This is a genomic window from Citrobacter sp. C13, assembly GCF_014596815.2.
GTDB classification, from domain to species: domain Bacteria; phylum Pseudomonadota; class Gammaproteobacteria; order Enterobacterales; family Enterobacteriaceae; genus Citrobacter; species Citrobacter portucalensis.
This window is the reverse complement of record NZ_CP115024.1, coordinates 708,147-732,876: the sequence shown is the minus strand read 5'-3', so window position 1 is coordinate 732,876 and position 24,730 is coordinate 708,147. Positions and strand designations below refer to the sequence as shown.

Sequence of the window (24,730 nt, the reverse complement as noted above, 5' to 3'; positions counted from 1 at the left end):
TTTACAAATGAATGGAGGGCTTCACATGGTAAAGCGCACGGCAGCGGTACACAAAGGCATCCCAACAACAGAAAATCCGAGAAAAAGACCCCAGGTAAATGCCCGGACAACAGGAAAAGATTCTGGACAACCGCCCAAAAAACTTAGTCCTCTTGAGGAGTGGAAATCCGGGCGAGAAAAAGCGATTGGCAATCCTGACTGGTATATTTATGATAATACAATCAGGAAACTTGTTTCTGAAATTAACCAGCATTTATCCATGTCGAAAAACATCGAAAAATATAAGCCACTGGACTGGAAATTGATTAAGGCAATGATATGGACTGAAACAGGTGCGACATCGACTGAATGGAAAACAAAACCTATGCAAATAGGAAAGATCGGGGATAACGGCATCCTCAAGGTGACGGTTCCTGCTCGCCCAAGAAAATACAAAATTATAACCCCGAAAAATTGGGACAAATACTTAAAAAACAAATCTGATATGATAAAAAACAATCCTGAATATAATATTCGCGCAGGTATTTTTCTTTTAATGATAAAGATGTCAGAAACGGAAAAAGATAAAACTGTTTATGACAATGAAAAAGAAGATATCTATGAAGTCGTTAAGGGAGATCTTGGCTATAGCTCTATCGCCAAGAAAATAGGTACAACACAGAATGTTCTTACCACACTGAATGGCGTTAAAGTCATTCATCCTGGAGATAAACTTAAATATAAGAAAGCGCATCTGGAACAGTATATACAAGGATGGAAATTGTTTACTCCTAAAAATATTCAAATCCAATACAATGGAGACCCAAAGCGAGCTACAGTCAGTAAACCTGGTGATATAAATTATGCAGATAAATTTAAATATGTTTATAGTCTCATTGTCTCTGATGAGAACAAAAAACAGATAATATACTTAAGAACTGCAAATGAAAACAAATAAATATTTATTCTCATTATTATTATTGTGTGATATTACCAATGCACATGATATAAAAGTATCTGATTGCTCATACGATCAGTTAATACAACAAGATAGAGTTTATTGGTGTCTTATGGATAAATATCAGAAGAGCGTTTTGGCGTTAAACATGAGGAAGACAGAGCAGAAAAAAGACTAAAGCAATATGATACTGAAGGAGCGAGAGGGCTTAATGAAGATGGCTCTATTGATTACGAACCTTATATTCATATAGCAAGAATAACATTCCCGGAACTGCATCGCTCATTTATTCTTTATCGCGAAAAACAATGTAAATACGCCTCACAAAGTGATGGAGCGCTTCCTGGCTATCGCCCCTCAATTTCGTCACTATATTGTAAAACCAATATGAATCTATCACAAATACAATGGATTAAAAACACCATCTAGGATGACGTCATGAATAACAAGTATTTATTCAAAATCATTTTAATGATATTATTTATCTTATACTCCAGTTTATTATTTGCGGTGGATAAAGTTATTATAGAAAAAATGCCACAAGATCTTCAGGATTTTTTTGAAAGTGCTGATGCTTGCGAGGTTTGGGTAAGTAACTTTGATCCACGTTTGGAAAAAACAACTTACAAAATTGTTGAAAGTGTTATTAAAGAAAATTGCTCAGATATTGAATACAAACTATCCACGATGAAAAACAAATACAAGAATAACAAAGATTATTCGGCAAGACTAACGGTCTATGATGACACCATCATAATATATGACGAATATAAAAAGACGTAGATAAAAAATAAAAGTAATGAGTAATTTTATGATTAGCATTTTAGCATTTACACAATAATTTAGAGAGAGAAGTAGTAACCAAACTCACATCATCTGGTTGTGTTTAAACCAGCAGGTTAATCCTGCAATTCGATAAGGGTTCGTTTTGTGGTGGCCTGTCCGGTGGTCTTGGCAAACTAAAAAAATAGCATTCTTATTGAAAACAGTTCATTAGCCCAAAGAACTACACCGAGTCCGGCACCACTATTTAAAGAACCCGCCCAAAAGGCGGGTTCTTGCTTTCGAGTATTTCGAAAATTATTCCCATCAAATAACCCCGTGATGGCAACATCACCATCACAGGGGTTGCGCGGTTATTCCTTCACCACAATCAGCGGTTCAATATCGCTCTCTTTTTTAATCACCAGCGACTCGTCACCGCGCAGGCAGGTACCGCCGTAGTTACCACCTACGGTAAAGGTACAAACCTGGATATATTTACCGGCAACTTTTGGCAGACACCAAAGCTGCTGATAAATGTTCTTCTGCTCGGCAAACTTACCGCTGGTTTTATCCAGTAGCTCTTCCTGATGACTCACCAGATCGATGTTGCTGCCACAACGTCCTGCAATAGGTTTCACCGCATAACCGGTTTGCGCCAGCTCTTCATTAACAGTGAAATCCGTATCAAGCAGATAACGGTGGTGCGGGAACAGTTGCCAGAGGATCGGCAGAATCGCTTTGTTGCCAGGGATAACCGTCCACAGAGGTTCGAAGACCAGCACTTCCGGGCGCAGCAGCACGTCGATTAAACGTACTTCCTGATTCGTATGCCCGGTACGAATTGGCACCGCGGCGTACTCCGTTTCGCTAACCTCACGCACCTGCTCAATCGCGGTTTCCCACGCCCAGGTCTTCCAGACGCAGTTCACCAGACGGCCGTCCCCGTCAATCAATTGACCGGCGTCATCCCAGCGCAGTTCATCCAGACCTCGCAGAATTTTGCTGTCAAACCCGGCCTGACGCAGCGCCTGCTGCATAAACTGCGCGTGATAGTTTTCTTCGATATCCTTATCCTGCATGATGTGGACAAACGGACGTGCGCGGCTGTGCTTCCAGGCCCCCGCCAGTTCGTTGATCAACCCTTCAGCCGGGTTGTGTCCCTGCCCTGTGTAGCCCCGTTCGGCCCATCTTTCGAGGATCAAACCGGCTTCGGTATGGCACGATGCGGAATCAGCGTTGTACTCATACACCTTCAGTCCGCGTTCATCCATACAGAAATCCATACGCCCCGTAATCATATGATGCCGACGACGCTGCCAGGAAAGGCGCAGGCGCGGCCAGAGGATTTTCGGAATATCAAACAGCGCCAGCAGGTTGTCGTCTTTCAGCACCTTGTCAGTCGCGTGCAGATACATCAGGTGCAGCTCGTTGGTGGCTTTAATCAGCTCCTGCTCGGCGCTCTCGGTAATGGTGAAGTACTGATGAGGGTCCTGATTAATCACATGCCCATTCGCCAGCACGTAGGCTTTTTGCAGCGGATCCTGTTCATCCAGCCATTTGCCGTCAAACTGCCCATTATCTTCCAGTCGCGCACCGCTGATTTTCAGCGAGTCATTGGCGATCTCCGGCTGCGGCAGGCTGTAACGGGTATCATCGGTCTGAATCATCCAACCAAGGATAGTGGTGTCGTCAAAGGTATCACACAGGGTATAACAACCGTTCTCAACCACCATCTCCAGTTCGCGGGTCCACTGCTGTCCGGGAGGCAACGGCGTATGGAGCACGTTCTGTTCGGCAATACGGATTTTGTTTTCCAGCAACTGGGTGACGACCGCCACATGCCCGGTATCTTTAAATTCGCCGCCTTTTTGCCAGATAAGCAGAGCGCCTGCTACCGGCGCGCGGGGCGAACCATTCGGAAATGCCTGTAACGGTAGGATGTTGTCATTCACTACTTCGCGCAGGAAGCGTAAGGAGAAGATCTCCCAGGCCATACCCACATCGGTGAAGACCATGCCATAGTTTAGGAAGAGAAAGCGGCGTGCGAACTCTACGCACTGCCATTTGTGGCCCATGTATTCATCGTCGATATAGCTGCGAAATGCCGCATCATCGTCGTAGTCCCGTGGGTCGAGGGAGCTGTAATCTGAAGAGTAGATTGCTACGCCACCTGGGGCGTAGCCCAATAATGTCCCGAATGGGGCATCCTGACTGGTCGTTCCTTTGCTCATGCACCTTACCTCAAAACAATACAGCCTGAGCAGGTTGGCGTGAATTTTTCGCTCTGGTTGCCTGCTCTGCGACACTAACCGGACAGAGGTCGACATCATCATACACCTCAACGCAGCGGCTGGCGCTCAGAGGCGAAAAATTCACAGCAGAAACTACGCTTTGGTCAGGGTGACCGGTACGCTTTTATACGCCGGAGTCAAACTTTGTGTATCTACTGCATCCAGCGAAAGCAGGACATTCGCTTCAGGCAGATAAGCGCCAATTGAGCCAGCCGCCATGTTGTAAATCACCACCGTTAAGCCGTACATGATGCGATCCGCGCAGGGCTGACCGTTGTCGTCCAGCGCCTGAACGTTAACCACATCACCCTGGCTCAGACCGCGACTCGTCGCTTCTTCGGCGCTTAAAAACACCACATCCCGACGACCGGTAATGCCACGATAGCGATCGTTCATACCATAAATCGTGGTGTTGTACTGATCGTGGCTACGCAACGTCGCCAGCACCAGCGCATCGGCAGGCTGATTTTCTCGCTCTACCGCCCGCTGATGGCTGACGATAAAGTTGGCTTTGCCATTCGCCGTTCGCCATTCACGGCGCGAAGCAGGCGTATCCATACGAAATCCGCCCGGCTCGGCAATACGTGCGTTGTAATCGTGGAACGCCGGGATCACGGCTTCAATGGCGTCACGGATCAACGCGTAGTCCCCGGTAAATGCTTCCCAGTTGATCGGTGAACGCGGTAGCGTGGCACGCGCCATGCCCGCCACAATCGCGGGCTCCGATTTTAGCCAGCGGGAAGCCGGCTTCAGCGCGCCGCAGGAAGCGTGAACCATCGACATAGAATCTTCGACGGTCACCGACTGGATCCCCGTCGCCTGCATGTCGCGCTCCGTTCGGCCTAATGCAGGTAGCAGGTAGTTATGCTTTGCCAGCAGCAGATGAGATCTGTTCAGTTTGGTCGCCACATGGACCTGCAGATCCAGATTTTTCATCGCCGCAAAGGTACGCTGCGGCTGGGGCATCGCTACCGCCAGATTGCCGCCCATGCAGATGAGCGCTTTTGCATCTCCCCGCTCGATGGCCCGAATACTCTCCACGCTGGAGCGGCCATGTTTGCGCGGAACACGGATAGAAAAATGCTTCTCAAGGCGTTGCAGGAAGTCTTCGGACGCCGCTTCGTTGATCCCTACAGAACGATCGCCCTGCACGTTAGAATGACCACGCAACGGGCAGATCCCCGCCCCCGGCTTACCCATATTGCCTTTCAGCAGCAACAGATTTACCAGTTGCTGGACGTTCTCAGTGCCGTTTTTATGCTGGGTGATACCCAGACCATAACAAACAATCGTGGCGCTGGATTTACTGTAGCTGTGCGCCAGGTCTTCCATCTGACTACGCGTCAGGCCCGAATCCTGTTCCAGCTCCGCCCAGCTATGCTGACGTAAGTCGTCATACAGCGCTGCATATCCCGCGGTATGTTGGTCGATAAACGCATGATCGAGCGTCGGCTGCTGATCCAGTAGGATCCGCGCTTCGTCCATTTCGATCAGCGCCTTCATTATGCCTTTGAGCAACGAGGCGTCACCGCCCATTTTTACCTGGTAGTAGTCGTTGCTCAGCTCCGTCGCCTGACCGGTGAACATCTCTTTCGCGCTTTGCGGGAAGCTAAAGCGCTCAAGCCCCCTTTCGTTCAGCGGGTTAATGGAGATAATTTTGGCTCCGCGTTTGGCAACGTCGCGCAAGGTGGTCAGCATGCGTGGATGGTTAGTACCAGGGTTATGCCCGATACAAATCACCAGATCGCAGTGGTCGAAATCATCAAGTTCAACGGTCCCTTTCCCAAGACCAATGGCCGGCGTTAGCCCTGCGCTGGTCGGTCCGTGGCACATGTTTGAGCAATCAGGAAAGTTGCTACTACCATATTCGCGGGCAAACAGCTGATACAGGAACGCCGCCTCATTTGACGTTCTGCCGGAGGTGTAAAACTCAACCTGTTGTGCTGAGTCATAGCTGTGCAGACGCTCGCCGATCTCCCGAAAGGCGATATCCCAATCCACCGCCTGCCAGGTGTCTGACACTGCATCGTATTTCATTGGATGCGTCAAACGACCAATGTTTTCCAGTTCATAATCGCTGTAGTGCCAGAGTGTGGAAACCGGGTGACGGCTGAAAAATTCCGGTGACGCTTTCTTACTGGTTGTCTCCCAGGAAACCGCCTTAACGCCATTTTCGCACAGCTCCATTGGCGCACGATGCCCGGGGTCCGGCCACGCACACCCCGGACAATCGAACCCTTTCACCTGGTTCATTTTGAACATCGCGATAATGTCGCGCGCGACAGCCTTTTGCGAAAACACCGAAGCAGTGACGGCTTTTACCGCACCCCACCCACCCGCAGGGCCCTGATAACCGCTTACTCCTGGAACACCATTTTTCATTATTACTGCTTATTCACCGCCAATTTTTGATGGTGAATACGGTAGCAATTTCCGTCCAACATTGATTTCCTCTTCATGGAGTACGGGCCAGGTACAATGAACGGGTTAGATTTATCTTCCCCTTTCAGCACAAAGCGACATAAAGTCCCAATCTGTTAAATTGAGTTCTACCTAACTGCTACACTGCATCAACACAACCACTCAGAAGGCAGGTCAATATGTCAGACAATACCTATCAGCCCGCGAAAGTCTGGACGTGGGAAAAGTCGAACGGCGGCGCATTCGCCAATATCAACCGCCCGATTTCCGGCGCCACCCACGAGAAGACGCTGCCGGTTGGCAAGCATCCGCTACAGCTCTATTCGCTGGGTACGCCAAATGGGCAGAAAGTGACGATTATGCTGGAGGAGTTACTGGCACAGGGCGTGAAGGGTGCGGAATACGATGCCTGGATTATCCGCATCGGCGATGGCGATCAGTTTTCCAGCGGCTTTGTTGAGGTGAATCCGAACTCGAAGATCCCGGCGCTGCGTGACCATTCGCAAAACCCACCGGTTCGCGTATTCGAATCTGGCGCAATACTGCTCTATCTGGCGGAAAAATACGGTTATTTCCTGCCGCAGGATTTGGCAAAACGTACCGAAACGCTGAACTGGTTGTTCTGGTTACAGGGTGCGGCGCCGTTCCTCGGCGGTGGTTTTGGTCACTTCTATAACTATGCGCCGGTAAAAATTGAGTACGCGATCAACCGCTTCACCATGGAAGCCAAACGCTTACTCGACGTACTGGATAAGCAGTTAGCACAGCATCAGTTTGTGGCAGGAGATGAATACACCATTGCCGATATGGCGGTCTGGCCATGGTTTGGCAATGTGGTGCTGGGTAACGTGTACGACGCGGCAGAGTTCCTCGATGCAGGAAGTTACAAGCACGTGCAGCGCTGGGCAAAAGAGGTTGCCGCGCGTCCGGCAGTTAAGCGAGGTCGTATTGTAAACCGCACTAACGGGCCGCTGAACGAGCAGCTTCATGAACGTCATGACGCCAGCGACTTCGACACCAATACCGAAGATAAGCGCCAGGGCTAACGCAAGATGCCGGATGGCGGCATAAATGCCTTATCCGGCCTACATCGAAGGCGTAGGCCTGATAAGCGCAACGCCATCAGGCACTAACCGGTTGTCACGCGCTGGTGACGTCGTACTCCATGCGGCGAAGTGCGTCTAACGTGGCTTTAGCTTCATCTTCATCAATGATGCTCATGGCGAACCCTACGTGCACCAGCACCCATTGCCCGACCAGCTCAGCGGTATCACCTTCACAAATCAGGGCAATATTGACATCACGTTTGATGCCGCACACTTCAACCTGCGCAAGCTGGTGAATATCTTCACCAACGGCCAGAACCTGACCAGGGACTCCAATACACATATCTGACTCCGCCCCATAGCAACCTATGGGTTATTCGACTTCAATACTTTTCACTTTCAGTGAATCGCCTGCATCAACCCGCAGACGATCGCCCTGACATAGTGGACACTGCGCATCATGTTGGGTGATTTCCACAACCTGACTGCAATCCCAGCACCATGCCTGGGCTGGTTTGTAGTCAATATGCAGTTCACACCCTTGTGCCAGCGTGCCCTGACAGACGATGTCGAAACTGAAACGGACAGCGCTCTCTTCAACGCAGGAGAGCGCCCCGATTTCCAGCCAAACGCCGGTTACACGTTTGACACCGTGCTGCTCTGCCTGCTGTTGAACAATCTCAACCGCGCTCTGACAAAGGGACAGCTCATGCATTTTCGCAGTTCCGACGGCCCAGCAGCAGCGCGCGGCGATTTAACTGCGGCGCATTCGGATCGCTCACCGGCAGCGATAACAACATTCGCGCGCAATCGTCAGTCAGACGCACACCCTCTTGCGCCGACATATTGTGCGAAAGCGGCGACATCAGTGAACAGGAAAGGTATTGCGATACGCCATCCAGTTCACCAACGGTAAAGGCCATCTCGCCATACGGAAGACGCAGCCCGATTTTTTCGCTGACTTTACGCACCGGCCAGATCTGGTCCGGTCCGGGGAAAATCAGTGCGCTGAGCATCCAGGGTGTGATAACACACCCCGTCCACTGTCCTTCAAAAAGAGTAAAATCAGAGACATATACCGGCATATTCGGATGCAAGAAAGAGAGATCGTGCATCGAACGCTGGGCAACCTCTTCAAACGCTGCCTGAATCTGCATCTTCGGGGCCGTCTGAAAACCGACAAACTCCTCAGACATGAGCCGCCTCCCGAGGGATCGCTTCAACACCTGATTCGCGAAGCGCGGCAAGAACCTGCTCAAGCGCAGGTTCAATCATCGCTTCAACCGTTGGCGTTAGCCCGATATGCGGTTCCAGTGATTCCGGAATCACACCGACTAAGGTCAGCTTTTTCGGAAACTCGCCGGTAAAACGCAGGGCCGACAATACGTCGGCCAGGCCAAGCTGGTGCGGTGAGATTTTGTTGGTAAACAGCGCCGGGATCTCTTCATCCCGCAGGACCATCATCGTTCCTGGCGTGTTTTTCTTCGACACGATGGCGTCAGCAATGATCAGATGATCCCTGTTCGCCATATCGCCGAGAAGCTCCATCCCAGCCGTACCACCGTCCAGAACATCAACAAAGTCTGGCAGGATGTACCGTTGCTCTAATGCCTCAACGATACGTACCCCGATGGCTTCGTCGGTCAGCAAAATATTGCCGACCCCTAAGACTAATATCCGCATTACAGAACCTTAACTGAGACCACTTCGTTCCCGTCAACGTCCACCACATGCACCGCACATGACATACAAGGGTCGAAGGAGTGAATGGTACGAACCACTTCCAGCGGTTTGTTTGGATCGGCAATCGGCGTACCTACCAGCGAGCGCTCATACGGTCCCACTTCATCATTAAAGTTACGTGGGCCAGAGTTCCAGGTTGACGGTACAACCGCCTGGTAGTTGCTGATAATGCCGTCTTTAATCACCATCCAGTGAGACAGCATACCGCGTGGCGCTTCGAGGAAACCAACACCTTTGAATTCGCCCGTTGCCGGAATATCCGGTTTCACGAAGGTGGTGTGGTCGCCCTTACCGATGTTCACAATCAGCGCGTTGTACTGATCCTGCAGAACGTTCTGCAGTTCACAACAGTGAACGGTACGGCCAATAATTCGGCCCAGCGTAGAGTGCAACTGCGACACTTCGATAGTTTTACCGGTCAGCTTGGTGTAAATCGCGATGATTTCATTCAGCTTGGCATGAGTAGACTCGCGTTTGGCCGCCAGTTTACACAGCATGTTGGCCAGCGGACCCACTTCAACCGTTTTACCGTAGAAAGTCGGCGCTTTAACCCAGGAGTATTTGCCGTCGTCTGACCAACCGGTGTAATCAGGAACCGTTGTGCCTTCCCACGGGGCCTGCGGCGCTTCGTCTTTGTACCACGCGTGCTTCGCACTCTCCTGAATCCCTTTGATCAGGTACTCATCTGAGTGAGAGGTGATCGGACGATAGGTCGAAAGATCGGCATCGGTGATATAACCGCCCGGGAACAGGAAGCTGCCGTTTTTACCGTCTGTCGGGAATTCCGGCGCACTCAGGTAGTTAACCGCACCCTGACCACGTTCCAGCCACTCAGGATAGAACGCAGCAATAACCGCGGTATCAACCTTGTACACCTGCTCAACGAAGTCGCTCAGCTTATCGATGAAGGACTTGATGTACATCAGGCGTTCAAGGTTCAGCACACCGAGGCCGTCAAGGTTAATTGGGTTAGCAACCCCACCTACCGCCAGGTTCTGGATGTGCGGCGTTTTACCGCCTAACAGTGCCACAACGCGGTTGGCATCACGCTGGCATTCCAGCGCTTGCAGGTAGTGTGCGACCGCAATCAGGTTCACTTCCGGCGGCAGCTGCATTGCCGGGTGACCCCAGCAACCGTTAGCAAAAATGCCTAACTGACCGCTGGCAACAAGATCTTTGATCTTGTTCTGAACCTTGGTGAACTCTTCTGCGCTGTTCAGGTGCCAGGAGGACACGCCGTTCAGCATGGCAGACGCTTTCGCTGGGTCGGCTTTCAGTGCAGAAGTGATATCCACCCAGTCCAGCGCAGACAACTGATAGAAGTGAACAATGTGGTCATGCGTGGTGTGCGCGGCCAGAATGATGTTACGGATATACTGTGCGTTCACCGGAACATCAATATTCAGCGCACTTTCTGCTGCACGAACGGAAGAGATAGCGTGAGTGGTCGTACAAACGCCACAGATACGCTGCACAATCATCCAGGCATCGCGCGGATCGCGGTTTTTCACGATCTCTTCCATGCCGCGCCACATGGTACCGGAAGCCCATGCTTTAGATACCACGCCATTTTCGATTTCGCAGTCGATGCGTAAATGACCCTCAATACGGGTTACCGGATCAATAGTAATTCTCTGGCTCATGCTTTGCTCGCCTCATGACGATTTTGATCGTTTTGTTTTAAAGGAGGAAGTATCGGCAGTAGACGAATGAGTACGATGTATGCACAAATCTCAATAGCCACAAAACCAATAGAAATCAACAGCTCTTCCCAGGTCGGGAAGTAGTGGTAGCCACCACCAGGATTGAACGCCACCAGCGAATAGGACAGACGCCATGTTGCACAACCCAGCAACGCGCTCAGCGCAGACAGATACAGCATGCGCGAGTCATTACGCAGCTTAGTGACGCGCAGCACCACCAGCGGGAAGACCATCAGCACGACTTCAAGCCAGAACATCAGGGAGTACAGATCGCCTGAGAACGCATAGGACAGCTTGTCGCGATAGATCAGTTCGCCAAAGCGCAGGACGACGAAAATCGCCAGCAGCACGCTGATGGTATTCGTCAGCTTGATGAACAAACTTTTCTCGTCCGGACCGTTACCTTTCAGACCGGCTTGTACCAACGAGCCTTCAAAGATGACGATCGAGAAGCCCATAATAAAGGCGGTTAATACCGAGAAAAGCGGCAGCATTTCATAAGCTTGCCATAGCGGATGCACCTTATAACCCGCAGAAATCATCAATGAACCCATTGAAGACTGGTGCATGGTTGGCAGCAGCGCGCCGAGGGCAATAATAAAGAACATCACTTTATTCAAACGTTTGAGGGAAACTTTCCACCCCAGACGTTCAAACAGAGCCGGAGCAAATTCCAGCGCCATGATGCCGATATAGATGGTCATACAGACCGCCGTTTCGAACAGTACCGAGTTCACGTTGAAGTGGCCCGGAATGTAGAAATACGGCAGGTTCCAGTAACGACCGACGTCAATGGTGATCGACAGACCACCCAAGGAGTAGCCAAACAGGCTCGCAAGCAGCGCCGGACGAACTAACGGATGGTATTGTCCTCTGTTGAAAACGTACACCGCCCACGCCAGCGCCCAACCGCCGCACGCGAAGCCAGTACCAATCAACAGGTCAAACGCGATCCATACACCCCATGGGAAACCGCCATTCAGATCGGAGACTGAGCCCAGCCCGAAGACCAGACGTTTCACGATCAGGAGCATACACAGGACGATAAGCGGCCCAAAAATAATGACCGGTTTGCTGATTATTTTTCCGCCCAGCGGTTTAGGATCATGACTCATGATCGTCTCCTCCATCGTGATGGTCGTTTTTCATATTACGACGAACCAGCACGGTTAAGCCCGCCAGCGCAGCCAGGGGTAATATCATGCCCTTGTACAGGGAATGTTGAACATGTTCGGAACGCGCACCAGTTGAAAGATCATCCAGCTTCGGCAGATCCAAATCCTCGTAAGGAACACCCGTCAGTACCATAACCTGTGTACCACCACCTTCTTTCTCACCGTACAGGTGTGGGTAGTACTTCGGTACCGTATGCAGATAGGTATCGCCTGCTTTCACCGTCTGACGCGGATAGTGGTATTCGCTGCCAGGCTTCAGCGCGAGACGTTTTTTCGCCTCAGCCATCAGCTCTTCACGCGTACCAAAAATCACCGCACCGGCAGGGCACACTTCAACACAACCCGGTAAACCACCTTTGTCCAGACGCTCAACGCCTTTCTGGTTACACAGTTCACATTTGTGAAGCGCACCAAACGGGTTGTTGTAGTCGTACTTAGGCACGTTGTACGGGCAGGCGACCATGCAGTAACGACAGCCCGTGCAGACATCTTTGTCATAATGGACGATGCCGGTTTTCGGATCTTTCTTCAGCGCGGAGACCGGGCAAACGGAAACGCAGTTCGGATCAACACAGTGCATGCACTGTTTCTTGATGTATGCGTAGCCATTTTCTTCCTGGTCTTTGTTAACGCCTGTTCCGCTACGCCACACCTGAATGATGTTATTGGTATACGGCGACAGTTTGTCGTTGTTCGACCAGGTTTGCTCGCCTTCCGGGTTACGCGCCGGGAAGTTGATATCCTGACACTTGGTGACACAGGCCTGGCAGCCTACGCACAGCGTCGAGTCATAGAGCATCCCAAGAGAACCTGGGATCGGCGGACGGTTTTCTGCAGCCGCATGGCCGATGGACGGCGCTGCGCCCAACAGCAATGCCCCGCTGGAGGCTGCTTTTATAAAGTTACGTCTGTTCACGGTTATTCTCCCCGTGAGTCAGCGTTATCTTTCTTCTGCTGACGCCCCAGTTCACGAACCGCCATCACGCTGACACCGGCAACCAGTCCTACTACGCCACCCAGCAGTCCAATCGCTCCGGCAGAAACATTGCCGCCTTCTTTCATGTTGACGTCAGGTTTCTCGGAACGCGGCGTTTGGTTTTCCACATGAGCAAGCTGGTGAATACCTTTATGGAAGCCGACGCCTTCTTCGTTACAGCCGTAGCAAGGGTGACCGATAGCCACCGGCCACACGCCACCCACATCGCAGAATTGCAGCGTTGAGCAGTTGCCGTAGGTTTCTGGCCCTTTACAGCCCAGATGGTAGAGGCACCAACCTTCACGGTGGCCTTCATCACCAAACTCTTTAGCAAAACGACCAGCATCGAAGTGCGGGCGACGTTCGCAGTGTTCGTGAATCAAACGGCCATAGGCGAATGTCGGACGGTTTTTGGTATCCAGCTTCGGCGGCTTACCATAAGTGATGATATGCGCGACCGTTGCGAGGAAGTTATGCGGGTTCGGCGGACAGCCGGGGATGTTGATGATGGTTTTACCTGGCAGAACTTCTTGCAGGCCGACGGCACCCGTTGGGTTAACGCCAGCGGCAGCAACACCACCCCACGCGGCGCAAGAGCCGATGGCAATGATAGCGGCTGCGCCTTCTGCGGCCCGACGGATGTGATCCACGATCGGCTCACCGGCAACCATGCAGTAAATACCATTATCTTTCAGTGGGATAGAGCCATCCACTACCAGAACATATTGCCCTTTGTACTTCTCCAGAGCGTTATGTTTGTTCTCTTCAACCTGATGGCCGAAGGCGGCAGAGAGCACCTCATGGTATTCCAGAGAGATTGTCTCCAGAACGAGGTTTTCCACTGTAGGGTGTGTCGCGCGAAGCAGCGATTCAGTACAACCCGTACACTCCTGAGCACCAATCCAGATAACCGGTGGGCGCTGAGGACGAGAAACTGATTCGGCCATTTCTGCGGCGGCTTTGCTACTGAGCCCCATGGTAGCGGCCAGTGCTGCACAAAGCTTCATGAAATCACGGCGATTAATGCCGCTCGAATTGATGAGAGAGTTATCTCCAGTCATTTTATAGTTATTCCGTTGCGAAGACCTGGCTTTTTATTTTGCACCATTCGCATGTTGCATATTGCGATCGGCGCGCCATTACCACACTTTTTATATGGTTATGTGCATTATAATACTTCGGCGGAGCAACAAAACGAAGGTGTAGGTCAATAGTGTAATTAATTAAAGCAAGATAATACCCCTTTCGGATCAAGCTTCGAGTCGATAGCCGGCCATGAAAAAGCGAATTGTTGTACTGGACTGGTTCTCTTTAAAGAAATCCATCACCATCTCTTTATCCAGCCCATAGCGGCGCGTCAGGATCCCCGCTTCCCACGCGCTGAGTTGTCGATCGCCCGTTTTTTCAAACATTCGATGCGAAAATCCCAGCACAAAACCACGCTTATAATCCGCACAAAAATTCGCCACTGAGCGTGCACTGTCCGCACTTGAGGCGTTTAATCCGGCCATCAGGCCTTTACCAAAATGGTTGTCCATGCATAACCTCCAATCGCTATATAATAAATTATATAGCGATTTTTTAAGCAAAAACCAGAGGTATCACGAACTTTTTATGCCAGCTTAAAAGGACACCCATTCATCCGTTTTAGCTGCCGCAGACGTTTTGCTGTCTGCTGAAGGGGAAGCGGTATTGGCGACGGCGTACTGCACATCATTCGCTGAGAGGCGGAACTGTTGCACCGAACGTTGCAGCTCTTCCGTTTGTCGTTCCAGCGCCACGGCCGCGGCGGAGACTTGCTCTACCAATGCGGCGTTCTGTTGCGTTACGCTGTCCATCTGCGTGATCGCCACGCTCACCTGCGAGATACCCTTATTCTGTTCTTCCGAGGCAGAGGCAATTTGCTTCATGATGACAGTCACTTCGGTGGCGCCGCGCAGAATCGCCTCCATGGTTAATCCTGTTTCTTTAACCAAACGAGCCCCCTGATCGACGCGACGCGAAGATTCGCCAATCAGCGTCTCAATCTCTTTCGCCGCCCCGGCGCTGCGACTGGCAAGGTTGCGTACTTCACCGGCAACGACGGCAAAACCGCGCCCCTGCTCGCCTGCCCTGGCTGCTTCAACCGCCGCGTTCAGCGCCAGAATGTTGGTCTGGAAAGCAATGCTATTAATAACTGACGTGATTTCCGCGATCTGTTTAGAACTGGCGGCAATGCCGTCCATCGTCTCAACCACTTCCGAAACCAGCGTGCTCCCTTTGCCTGCCGTTTCTGTGGCCGTATCGGCAAGCTGGCTGGCTTCACGCGCATTTTCTGCGTTCAGTTTTACCGTTGCGGTCAGCTGCTCCATGCTGGCAGCGGTCTCTTCCAGTGCCGCAGCCTGTTCTTCAGTACGTGAGGAGAGATCGTTATTCCCGGTCGAAATTTCCGTCGCCCCTCGCCAGATATTGTCACTACCTGAACGGATGGTACTGACGGCTTCACGCAGGCTATCCTGCATCGCGCACAATAACGGCACCAGTTGACCCACACAGTTACGACCAAAATCTTCGATGGGATGGCTGAGATCGCCCTGCGCAATCTGCTGGAACTGTTGGCGAATACGTCCCAGCGGTTTCACCATCATGGAAACAAGGTAGCGGTCGGTAAAGAAAAGGAGGGCAATCCCAAGGATAACGGCGGTGATAATTAGCGTCCGGATGATAGAGGTTTTGCCATCGACCATCACGCGGGTGGTATCGAGTCGCTCGCCTGCCGTGGCGTTAAAACGCTCGGCACTGGCGCCAAATTCACGGCTCAACGCGGGTGTAATAGTGCTGGCATGCTCCGCAAAGGCCGTAAGCGTACCCTGCTGCGCCAGCTGCATTTGCGGGATCACGCCGTTGTCCAGCAGCGCCTGCCACTTCGTCAGTACTGCGTTAGCGACGTCAGGGTCCATAGGGCCCGGAGATAATGTTTTCATCTCCTGGAGTTTTTTGCTCATATTCTCAAGGGACTGTTGCGCCGGCGCAAAATCAGGCGTTCCGCCGCTCAGTTTGACATCCATGGCGCGACTTAAGCGCGTTACGAAGCGAAAGTACTGATCGTTGCCCTGACTGAGAACCGTCATCTGATGGACAAGATGACGGTCAATATCATTGCCTTCAGATATTTTTGATAACGAATGAAGACTGAATAAACCCACGCCTGACCAGAGCAGGCAAAAAAGTCCCAGTATTGCCAACATGACAATACGAATAGTGAAGTTTTTCAGCAAACGCATAATAATTTCCTTGCCGTTGATGAGGAATTCGCCATCAGGCGATACTTATCCTTGTTATCGGCAGGCAACAGAGAAGATATAATGCGTTCTTTATTTTTTTACTTTCTTAAGTACATCCACTATCTCTCCACACTATATCAATATGAATGCTAATGAAATTCGGTAGCATTATTATTCAGGTAATTAGTTATAAGCATTAAATAATCTATTGTTTTCTATCGCAAATATTTGTTAAACCACGCAAGGGTACGTTCCCAGGCTAAATCAGCGGCAGCTTTATCATAACGGGGGGTCGAATCGTTGTGAAAGCCATGATTAACGCCGGGATAGATATAGGCTTCATAGACTTTCTTATTGGCCTTAAGCGCCGCTTCATAGGCAGGCCATCCCTCATTAATACGTGTGTCTAATTGCGCATAGTGCAGTAATAAAGGCGCGTTTATTTTAGGGACATCTGACGCAGGAACCTGACGCCCATAAAAAGGCACCGCGCAGGCCAGTTCCGGGAATGCCACTGCGGCGGCATTCGATACGCCACCACCGTAGCAAAATCCGGTGATACCTACCTTTCCCGTGGTCCCCGAATAATGTTGCATAAATTCAATGGCGGCAAAAAAGTCGTTCATTAACTTTACGGGGTCAACCTGCTGCTGCAATTCCCGACCTTTATCATCATTGCCTGGATATCCCCCTACCGAACTTAATCCATCAGGCGCGAGTGCCATAAAGCCCGCCTTCGCCACCCGTCGCGCCACATCTTCAATATACGGATTCAGCCCACGATTTTCATGTACTACCACCACCGCCGGAACATTCCCTTTCACCTTCGCTGGTTTAACCAAATACCCTCGTACCTCACCATGCCCTTCAGGCGAGGGATAGGTAATATATTCTGCCAGAATATCGGGATCGGTAAATTCTACCTGCGTTGCGAGGGCATAGTTGGGTTTCAATAAATTGAATAAGGCCAACGCCGTCATGCCACCCACTGCATATTTCGCTGCCAGATTGAGAAACTCGCGTTTCGTTATTTTGCCATGCGCGTAATAGTCATAGTAGTCGAGCAGTTCTTGCGGAAAATCTTTGGCAGTCAAACGCGGCATCGTCGCACTCCTGATTGATGTTTTTTTAAGCAAAGCACAGTGACCTGTTTTTGCCCAGTTTTTCATCTCAGTGTGACCTGGTGAACGGGATATTCACCGTGAACCCGCTAGAATAGAAACGTTGTTTCGAAATTCACCTGCACTAAGGAGATCTCATGGCCTGGTTTGCCAATCCTGAACGTTACGAGCAGATGCTCTATCGCTACTGTGGGCGCAGCGGTTTGCGTTTACCCGCGCTATCGCTGGGTTTATGGCACAGTTTTGGGCACGTTCAGGCGCTGGATTCACAGCGAGCCCTGTTGCGTAAAGCATTTGATTTAGGCATCACGCATTTTGATTTAGCCAATAACTATGGGCCGCCACCAGGCAGCGCAGAAGAGAATTTTGGCCGATTGCTGCGCGAGGATTTTGCACACTATCGCGATGAACTGATTATCTCCACCAAGGCAGGCTATGACATGTGGCCTGGGCCATATGGTTCTGGCGGTTCGCGCAAATACCTGCTCGCCAGCCTCGACCAGAGTCTGAAACGCATGGGCCTCGACTATGTCGATATCTTCTACTCGCACCGCGTTGACGAAAATACGCCAATGGAAGAGACCGCCTCGGCGCTGGCCCACGCCGTGCAAAGCGGTAAAGCGCTGTATGTCGGCATCTCATCCTATTCCCCGGAACGCACGCAGAAAATGGCCGAGTTGATGCGGGAATGGAAAATTCCGCTACTGATCCACCAGCCGTCTTACAACCTGCTTAACCGCTGGGTAGACAGCAGCGGCCTGCTGGATACGCTGGAATCCAACGGCATGGGCTGTATCGCCTTTACGCCGCTGGCTCAGGGACTGCTGACTGGGAAATACCTCAACGGTATTCCGGAAGGTTCACGCATGCAGCGTGAAGGGAAAAAAGTTCGTGGGTTAACGGAAAACATGCTGACGGAAGAAAACCTTACCAGCCTGCGTTTGCTTAATGAGATGGCGCAACAGCGCGGACAGTCGATGGCGCAAATGGCCTTAAGCTGGCTGCTGAAAGACAACCGGGTAACGTCGGTATTGATTGGCGCCAGTCGACCGGAGCAACTGGAAGAGAACGTTCAGGCGCTGGCGAATCTAACGTTCAGCACCGAAGAACTGGCGCAGATCGATAAGCACGTCGCGGACGGTAAGCTGAACCTGTGGCAGGCCTCATCTGACAAATAACCGTAGGTAACACCGTGCCGGGTGGCGGCGTTAGCCTCCCCGGCACGTAATACGGGCCAGCCAGTCCCTCACACCTCTTCCGCTTTAATCTCTGGACGTTGATATTCCGGCCACACCAGCGCGACAAGTGCAGGATAGGCTTCCAGGCTGAACTCCCTGAAGCACTGACGTAAGTTAAGCACGTCCAGATCGGCATGCGGGACTTTCTCGCCACTCAGGCAGCGTTTTTTAATATTGTCGTAATATTTATACACCGCAGAGTTGAGATCGCTGCAACGCCGCTGTGCATCAAATAGCCCTGGCGTCTCATTCAGCTCCACCATTGTCATCCGTTTGATCGTCGAGTGGATAAAATCGATATATTCGTGATTGACACGCCAATACCAAACCGGAGTAATCGAATTCATCAGTACCGAGAAATGATCTTCACCCTCTTCTTTACTCAGTATTTCCGGCTGGTTTTCAGCGTATCCATTTTCTGCATTACGGTTTTTATTTGCACTGTGCATCAACAAAAGTACCCCGCAAGTCAGCAATAGCAGGGTAATAACAGAATAAAATATACTGTTCATATACTGGCTCCATTTTTTTTGATTTTAAAATTACGCCATGCTATTGTCAACGCGGCATGGTTTATTTAAAACAACATATCATTGGCATCAAAGGATATTTCAACATGCTTCCCGAGCATCTTGTTCCCTCGCGTTTTCACTTATCCAGCTCACCTGACAATACCACCTCCACAGATAATAGTGAAAATTTGACTCAGGGGAAGATAACATTAAGCGATTACGAATCCGATATTTTGATTAGCTCTGCTGCTACCGGCCAGTCACGAAATATGCTATTTGAAGAGTGCGACCGCCATTTAAAAGAGCGCCTATTTCGTGCAGCAAAAATTGAGTCATTCTCTCGCCTGCTCAATTCACTACAGGCAGAAGGCGACATTAATGCACAAGAATTAAGTAAAATTTTGACTCAAAAAACAGCCATCATAAATGAACAGGGCAACAAAATTTGGCTTAATTTAATTACCCGTAAAACCAGCGACCCTATTTTTTATTCTCTGGAAGAGAAATAAAATGAAAGATGTTGAGGATAATAATGTTTATTTGGCTTTAGATAACCATAAAAGCGATGAGTTTGTCTTAAAGCAAAATTTAGCCGTGTTGATTGCCAATAAAAACGCGACACTGGAAAGCGTTTCTCAGGAGATAGTCTCTATTCCCGCTGCACTGGTGCGGATGAAATGGCAAAATCGCCGTGAAATTTACTCGCTACAGGCTAAAGAAGAGATCTACGGTGCCGCGATCGAAGCCATTATGGAGCAGCAACCAGAACTGCGGGACAAAATCATGGCCCGACTGGAAAGCACCTACCAGCATATACTCGCGCGGGAAACGGCCACCTTACGCCTGACGCGAAAGCTGTCTGAAGGGAACTACGAACCCACCAGGATAACCACGGTCGCGTTAGATGAGAACAGATAAGAACAAGTGTGCGAGGGAGTTGAATCAGGAGAGACACGCCGGGTAAGGCGGCAACCATTACCCGGCAATGAGGAAGATTACTTCGCTTTCACTGTCTCTTCGCCAACCAGACCAATCTTCAGGAAGCCCGCCTGATGCAGCGTATCCATCACCTTCATCATGGTCTCATAATCAACGGTTTTATCTGCCCGGAAGAAAATCGTGGTGTCTTTCTTCCCTTCAGTTAGCGCATTTAGCTCGTTAATCATGGTTTCATCCGTCACCTGATTGTTGCCAATGAACATACTCTTATCGGCTTTAACTGACAGGTAAACCGGTTTTTCCGGACGCGGCTGCGGCGTGCTGGTGGAGGCAGGGAGATTCACCTTCACATCTACGGTTGCCAACGGCGCGGCAACCATAAAGATGATCAATAAAACCAACATAACGTCGATAAACGGCGTCACGTTGATTTCATGCATTTCACCGTTATCGTCCAGGTTTTCATTAAAGCTCATTGCCATGGAACATTATCCTACACGTAATTTCTGCGCTGCACGTACCGGATGCGCGGATGCGCTCGCGTTCAGGTCCAGATCGCGGCTTTGCAACAACAGCACCTGTGCCGCGACGTCGCCCAGCATCGCTTTATAGCTGCCAATCTGACGTGCGAAAATATTGTAGATAACAACCGCTGGAATTGCTGCGACCAGACCGATTGCGGTCGCTAACAGCGCTTCTGCGATACCCGGCGCAACAACGGCCAGGTTGGTCGTTTGGGTTTGTGCAATCCCGATGAAGCTATTCATGATGCCCCATACGGTACCGAACAGACCGACGAAAGGAGAGATAGCCCCGATGGTGGCCAGGTATCCGTTACCGCGGCCCATATGGCGACCTACCGCAGCCACACGACGCTCCAGACGGAAGCCGGTACGCTCTTTAATGCCTTCGTTATCTTCGCTGCCTTCTGACAGTTCCAGCTCGTTCTGCGCTTCGTTAATCAACTGTGCGCCCAGGCTTTTGCCATCGAATCCTGCGGCAATCTCACTTGCCTGATCTAAAGAGCGGGCTTCCGCCAGCAGTTGCTGTTCACGCTTAAGGCGGCGTTTCTGAGTAAAGAACTCAAGGCTCTTACTAAAGAAGATAGCCCAGGTGACCACTGACGCCAAAATCAGCCCAATCATCACGCACTTAACCACGATATCGGCGTGCTGATACATACCCCAGACGGAAAGATCCGTCTGCATCAAATTATTACCCACTCTGTATCTCCAGGACGCAAATCACAAAATCTGAGCGTAATCATATCAAAACGACGTCGAATTGATAGTCGTTCTCATTACTATTTACATATTGCCGCACCTTTGGTTTCTTTTCCTTGCGCTCACGCAGTAAAAAAGTCACCAGAAGCATTTTGAGATTATTTTCTACTGTATGGCCGTTCTGCAGGATGCGTCATCTTTGATTCATGGTAGTTTAGACATCCAGACGTATAAAAATAGGTAAGACAACATGGCAGATAAGCAACTTGAAACCAAACTCGTTCACGCAGGACGCAGTAAAAAGTACACGCTGGGCTCGGTAAATAGCGTTATCCAGCGCGCTTCTTCGCTGGTTTTTGACACCGTAGAGGCCAAAAAACAGGCCACGCACAACCGGGCGAACGGCGCACTGTTCTATGGACGTCGCGGAACCCTGACGCATTTCTCTCTTCAGGAAGCGATGTGCGAACTGGAAGGTGGCGCGGGTTGCGCACTGTTCCCCTGCGGTGCGGCGGCCGTTGCCAACACCATCCTTGCCTTTGTGGAGCAAGGGGATCATGTGCTGATGACCAATACCGCCTATGAACCCAGTCAGGATTTCTGTACCAAAATTCTCGGCAAGCTCGGCGTGTCCACCGGCTGGTTCGATCCGCTGGTTGGCGCCGATATCGTTAAGCACATACAGCCGAACACGAAAGTCGTATTTCTGGAATCTCCCGGCTCTGTCACTATGGAAGTGCATGATGTTCCCGCTATTGTTGCCGCCGTCAGAAGCGTCGCGCCGGATGCAATCATCATGATTGATAACACCTGGGCTGCCGGGGTGCTGTTCAAAGCGTTGGATTTTGGCATCGATATCTCTATTCAGGCAGGCACCAAATATCTGATTGGTCATTCTGACGGCATGGTCGGCACGGCGGTATCTAATGCCCGCTGCTGGGATCAACTGCGCGAAAATGCCTATCTGATGGGGCAAATGCTGGACGCCGATACCGCCTATATGACCAGCCGTGGACTGCGTACGCTGAGCGTTCGCCTGCGTCAGCACCATGAAAGCAGCGTAAAGGTCGCCGAGTGGCTGGCCAGCCATCCGCAGGTCGCCCGCGTGAACCACCCGGCACTGCCCGGCAGTAAAGGGCATGAATTCTGGAAGCGTGATTTCACCGGCAGCAGCGGCCTGTTCTCCTTTGTATTGAATAAGAAACTCAATAATGAAGAGCTGGCCGCGTATCTCGATCACTTCAGCCTGTTCAGCATGGCCTACTCCTGGGGCGGTTTTGAATCGCTGATTCTCGCCAACCAGCCGGAACACATTGCGGCAATCCGTCCGCAAGGCGAGGTGGACTTCAGCGGAACGCTCATCCGTTTACATATCGGTTTAGAGAATGTTGACGATCTGATTGCCGATTTGGCCGCAGGATTTGCCCGAATCGAGTAAAATTGCCACAGATGGACATATATGCAGACACTTCTGGTGGAAAAGTCTGCAATTGTTGCGTCCGGGATCAAGGCATCCCGGGCAATTCAGGAGTACAATCCACACATAAACGCTGTTCCACAGGAAAGTCCATGGTAGTCATTCAAGATATTGCCTCCGCACTCTGGCAACACGATTTTGCCGCACTGGCGGATCCGCACGTTGTGAGCGTGGTGTACTTCGTCATGTTCGCCACGCTGTTTTTAGAAAATGGCCTGCTGCCAGCCTCCTTTTTACCCGGAGACAGCCTGTTATTACTGGCAGGAGCGCTGATCGCTCAGGACGTGATGAGTTTTTTACCTACCATAGCTATTCTGACGGCCGCAGCCAGTCTGGGCTGCTGGCTGAGTTATATTCAGGGACGCTGGCTAGGCAACACGCGCACGGTCAAAGGCTGGCTGGCGCAATTACCGGAAAAATACCATCAACGCGCCACCTGCATGTTTGACCAACACGGGTTGATGGCGCTGCTTGCCGGGCGTTTCCTGGCGTTCGTTCGTACCTTGCTGCCAACGATGGCGGGAATTTCAGGGCTTCCTAACCGTCGATTCCAGTTTTTTAACTGGCTGAGTGGCCTGCTGTGGGTCACCGTCGTCACCAGTTTCGGCTATGCGCTGAGCATGATCCCGTTCGTTAAACGCCATGAAGATCAGGTGATGACCTTTTTAATGATCCTGCCGATTGCCCTGTTAACCGCAGGTCTGTTGGGAACATTGTTCGTGGTGATTAAAAAAAAATACTGTAGCGCCTGAGTATTATCCGTAGCCGGGGTAATCCCCGGCATTTTGCCTGATGGCGCGCAGCTTTATAGCCTACGGTGTACCTGTCAGGCCTACAAGAAATCAACTCCCCTGCATCATACGAATTCTTGCCGCATCTTCCCCCGGCGTTACGCCAAAGAAACGTTTGAACTCCCGACTGAATTGCGATGCGCTCTCATAACCGACGCGCATGGCAGCCGCACTGGCCTTCATTCCATCGTGAATCATCATCATCCGCGCTTTATGCAGGCGATAACTCTTAAGATATTGCAGCGGCGACGTGCTGGTAACCGCTTTAAAATTATGATGAAACGCCGACACGCTCATGTTCGCCTCTGCCGCCAGCTGTTCTACATTGAGGTTTTCGGTGTATTTGGTTTCAATCCGCTTTAACACCCGGCTTATCAAACTGAAATGCGTCTGGCGGCTGACCAGCGCAAGTAACGCGCCGCCGCGCGGACCGGTCAACACATGGTAGAGGATCTCGCGAATAATCTGTTTCCCCAGAATACGCGCATCCAGCGGTCGCTCCATCACATCCAGCAGGCGCTCAGCAGCGCAGAGAATTTCGTCAGAGAGCGTCGCAGAGTTAATCCCGCTGGCTGCCATGGCGGGCTGGAACAGCTCGTCTTCCCCAATGTCCATCAGCAGCTCCTGCAATTGCAGAATATCGACATTCAGGTAAATACCGGCCAGAGGAACCTCCGGCGTCGCATAGGTTTCACATTCAAAGGGTAAAGGTACGGTTAGCAGCAGGTATTCGTTGGCGTCATAGCGAAATATGCGCTCATTGATGTAACCAATTTTATGTCCCGAAAAGAGAAATATGATGCCTGGCTGATACATGACTGGTGTACGTGCCGCCGGCTCCGTACCGTATAGCAGGCGGACATCTGGCAGCAGTTCGTTAAGTCTATTTTCATTGCTTTTCAGCTGCTTAATTTTATCTGTCAGCAGAAGGCAGATCTCATCACGGTTCATGGAGCACCATTTCATCATCGGTTTTCGACCCTGACATAATGCGCAGATTTATCCGTTTTCTCCAGCAGTCTGTAGAAATGGGCAAGACATCGGCAGAAATGAGCATTGAGAGCAGCGCGGCGGGCGACCACAATGTTCATCATCCGGCAGACACTCTC

The 24,730-nt window shown here is 50.8% G+C and carries 25 protein-coding genes; 8 read left to right on the top strand and 17 right to left on the bottom strand.

What is annotated here, in order from left to right; all coding sequences use genetic code 11:
* Positions 1-25: 25 nt before the first annotated feature.
* Together IB222_RS03570 and IB222_RS03565 are read left to right on the top strand one after the other, a co-directional pair.
* Positions 26-937, top strand: a complete 912-nt coding sequence (locus tag IB222_RS03570; RefSeq protein WP_149384550.1) for a LysM peptidoglycan-binding domain-containing protein — start codon at positions 26-28, stop codon at positions 935-937.
* A gap of 438 nt (positions 938-1,375) precedes the next feature.
* Positions 1,376-1,720 (top strand): hypothetical protein, encoded by a 345-nt coding sequence (locus IB222_RS03565; protein ID WP_149384549.1) that lies wholly within the window; start codon positions 1,376-1,378, stop codon positions 1,718-1,720.
* 353 nt (positions 1,721-2,073) lie between these two features.
* Here IB222_RS03565 and gss read toward each other — a convergent pair whose 3' ends face one another.
* Together gss and IB222_RS03555 are read right to left on the bottom strand one after the other, a co-directional pair.
* Positions 2,074-3,933: a bifunctional glutathionylspermidine amidase/synthase gene (gene gss, locus IB222_RS03560; RefSeq protein WP_126317419.1), complete on the bottom strand. Its 1,860-nt coding sequence runs from the start codon at positions 3,931-3,933 to the stop codon at positions 2,074-2,076.
* 153 nt (positions 3,934-4,086) lie between these two features.
* Positions 4,087-6,375, bottom strand: a complete 2,289-nt coding sequence (locus IB222_RS03555) for an FdhF/YdeP family oxidoreductase (protein ID WP_149384548.1) — start codon at positions 6,373-6,375, stop codon at positions 4,087-4,089.
* A 218-nt stretch (positions 6,376-6,593) separates the two neighbouring features.
* Between IB222_RS03555 and yghU the strand changes: the two genes are divergently transcribed.
* The gene (yghU, locus tag IB222_RS03550) at positions 6,594-7,460 is read left to right on the top strand and encodes a glutathione-dependent disulfide-bond oxidoreductase (protein ID WP_048225529.1); all 867 of its coding nucleotides are present in this window, start codon (positions 6,594-6,596) and stop codon (positions 7,458-7,460) included.
* Positions 7,461-7,554: 94 nt separating this feature from the next.
* Here yghU and hybG read toward each other — a convergent pair whose 3' ends face one another.
* The 11 genes from hybG to yghX form a co-directional block, all read right to left on the bottom strand.
* Positions 7,555-7,803 (bottom strand): hydrogenase maturation factor HybG, encoded by a 249-nt coding sequence (gene hybG, locus IB222_RS03545; protein ID WP_003024459.1) that lies wholly within the window; start codon positions 7,801-7,803, stop codon positions 7,555-7,557.
* Positions 7,804-7,833: 30 nt separating this feature from the next.
* Positions 7,834-8,175 (bottom strand): hydrogenase maturation nickel metallochaperone HypA, encoded by a 342-nt coding sequence (gene hypA / locus IB222_RS03540; protein WP_003828349.1) that lies wholly within the window; start codon positions 8,173-8,175, stop codon positions 7,834-7,836.
* Positions 8,168-8,656 (bottom strand): hydrogenase-2 assembly chaperone, encoded by a 489-nt coding sequence (gene hybE / locus IB222_RS03535; RefSeq protein ID WP_149384547.1) that lies wholly within the window; start codon positions 8,654-8,656, stop codon positions 8,168-8,170. The genes hypA and hybE overlap by 8 nt, the downstream gene beginning before the upstream one ends.
* Complete coding sequence (locus IB222_RS03530; RefSeq protein ID WP_032944999.1) at positions 8,649-9,143, bottom strand: HyaD/HybD family hydrogenase maturation endopeptidase; 495 nt, start codon at positions 9,141-9,143, stop codon at positions 8,649-8,651. The genes hybE and IB222_RS03530 overlap by 8 nt, the downstream gene beginning before the upstream one ends.
* Positions 9,143-10,846: a hydrogenase 2 large subunit gene (gene hybC / locus IB222_RS03525; protein ID WP_003828353.1), complete on the bottom strand. Its 1,704-nt coding sequence runs from the start codon at positions 10,844-10,846 to the stop codon at positions 9,143-9,145. Before hybC ends, IB222_RS03530 begins: the two co-directional genes overlap by 1 nt.
* Positions 10,843-12,021 (bottom strand): Ni/Fe-hydrogenase cytochrome b subunit, encoded by a 1,179-nt coding sequence (gene hybB / locus IB222_RS03520; protein ID WP_003828354.1) that lies wholly within the window; start codon positions 12,019-12,021, stop codon positions 10,843-10,845. The genes hybC and hybB overlap by 4 nt, the downstream gene beginning before the upstream one ends.
* The gene (gene hybA / locus IB222_RS03515; RefSeq protein WP_149384546.1) at positions 12,011-12,997 is read right to left on the bottom strand and encodes a hydrogenase 2 operon protein HybA; all 987 of its coding nucleotides are present in this window, start codon (positions 12,995-12,997) and stop codon (positions 12,011-12,013) included. The genes hybB and hybA overlap by 11 nt, the downstream gene beginning before the upstream one ends.
* 2 nt (positions 12,998-12,999) lie before the next feature.
* Positions 13,000-14,118: a hydrogenase 2 small subunit gene (hybO, locus tag IB222_RS03510; RefSeq protein WP_003024486.1), complete on the bottom strand. Its 1,119-nt coding sequence runs from the start codon at positions 14,116-14,118 to the stop codon at positions 13,000-13,002.
* 189 nt (positions 14,119-14,307) lie between these two features.
* Positions 14,308-14,595, bottom strand: coding sequence for a DUF2623 family protein (locus IB222_RS03505; protein ID WP_003024490.1), 288 nt, complete (start codon positions 14,593-14,595; stop codon positions 14,308-14,310).
* Between the two features lie 84 nt (positions 14,596-14,679).
* A complete protein-coding gene (locus IB222_RS03500; protein ID WP_149384545.1) occupies positions 14,680-16,320 on the bottom strand; it encodes a methyl-accepting chemotaxis protein in 1,641 nt (546 codons plus the stop codon).
* A gap of 215 nt (positions 16,321-16,535) precedes the next feature.
* Positions 16,536-17,423, bottom strand: a complete 888-nt coding sequence (gene yghX, locus IB222_RS03495; protein ID WP_149384608.1) for a YghX family hydrolase — start codon at positions 17,421-17,423, stop codon at positions 16,536-16,538.
* Positions 17,424-17,578: 155 nt separating this feature from the next.
* Here yghX and IB222_RS03490 point away from each other — a divergent pair, with 155 nt between their 5' ends.
* Positions 17,579-18,619 carry an aldo/keto reductase gene (locus tag IB222_RS03490; RefSeq protein ID WP_079939987.1) on the top strand — a complete coding sequence of 347 codons (1,041 nt, stop codon included), beginning with the start codon at positions 17,579-17,581 and terminating at the stop codon, positions 18,617-18,619.
* Positions 18,620-18,687: 68 nt separating this feature from the next.
* On the opposite strand, the gene IB222_RS03485 is transcribed toward IB222_RS03490, so the two are convergent.
* Positions 18,688-19,191 (bottom strand): hypothetical protein, encoded by a 504-nt coding sequence (locus IB222_RS03485; RefSeq protein WP_003828365.1) that lies wholly within the window; start codon positions 19,189-19,191, stop codon positions 18,688-18,690.
* 104 nt (positions 19,192-19,295) lie between these two features.
* Here IB222_RS03485 and IB222_RS03480 point away from each other — a divergent pair, with 104 nt between their 5' ends.
* Entirely contained in the window at positions 19,296-19,700 is a 405-nt protein-coding gene (locus IB222_RS03480; RefSeq protein WP_149384544.1) for a hypothetical protein, read from the top strand.
* A 1-nt stretch (position 19,701) separates the two neighbouring features.
* Complete coding sequence (locus IB222_RS03475; RefSeq protein ID WP_149384543.1) at positions 19,702-20,109, top strand: cytoplasmic protein; 408 nt, start codon at positions 19,702-19,704, stop codon at positions 20,107-20,109.
* A gap of 77 nt (positions 20,110-20,186) precedes the next feature.
* Here the strand turns inward: IB222_RS03475 and exbD are convergent, their stop codons facing one another.
* Positions 20,187-20,612 carry a TonB system transport protein ExbD gene (gene exbD, locus IB222_RS03470; RefSeq protein WP_003828370.1) on the bottom strand — a complete coding sequence of 142 codons (426 nt, stop codon included), beginning with the start codon at positions 20,610-20,612 and terminating at the stop codon, positions 20,187-20,189.
* Positions 20,613-20,618: 6 nt separating this feature from the next.
* Positions 20,619-21,353 (bottom strand): tol-pal system-associated acyl-CoA thioesterase, encoded by a 735-nt coding sequence (gene exbB / locus IB222_RS03465; protein WP_003828371.1) that lies wholly within the window; start codon positions 21,351-21,353, stop codon positions 20,619-20,621.
* Between the two features lie 250 nt (positions 21,354-21,603).
* On the opposite strand from exbB, the gene metC reads away from it, so the two are divergent.
* Positions 21,604-22,791: a cystathionine beta-lyase gene (gene metC / locus IB222_RS03460; RefSeq protein ID WP_149384542.1), complete on the top strand. Its 1,188-nt coding sequence runs from the start codon at positions 21,604-21,606 to the stop codon at positions 22,789-22,791.
* Between the two features lie 131 nt (positions 22,792-22,922).
* Positions 22,923-23,582: a DedA family general envelope maintenance protein YghB gene (yghB, locus tag IB222_RS03455; protein ID WP_149384541.1), complete on the top strand. Its 660-nt coding sequence runs from the start codon at positions 22,923-22,925 to the stop codon at positions 23,580-23,582.
* Positions 23,583-23,672: 90 nt separating this feature from the next.
* Here the strand turns inward: yghB and IB222_RS03450 are convergent, their stop codons facing one another.
* Entirely contained in the window at positions 23,673-24,572 is a 900-nt protein-coding gene (locus tag IB222_RS03450) for an AraC family transcriptional regulator (protein WP_032934199.1), read from the bottom strand.
* Between the last annotated feature and the right edge of the window lie 158 nt (positions 24,573-24,730).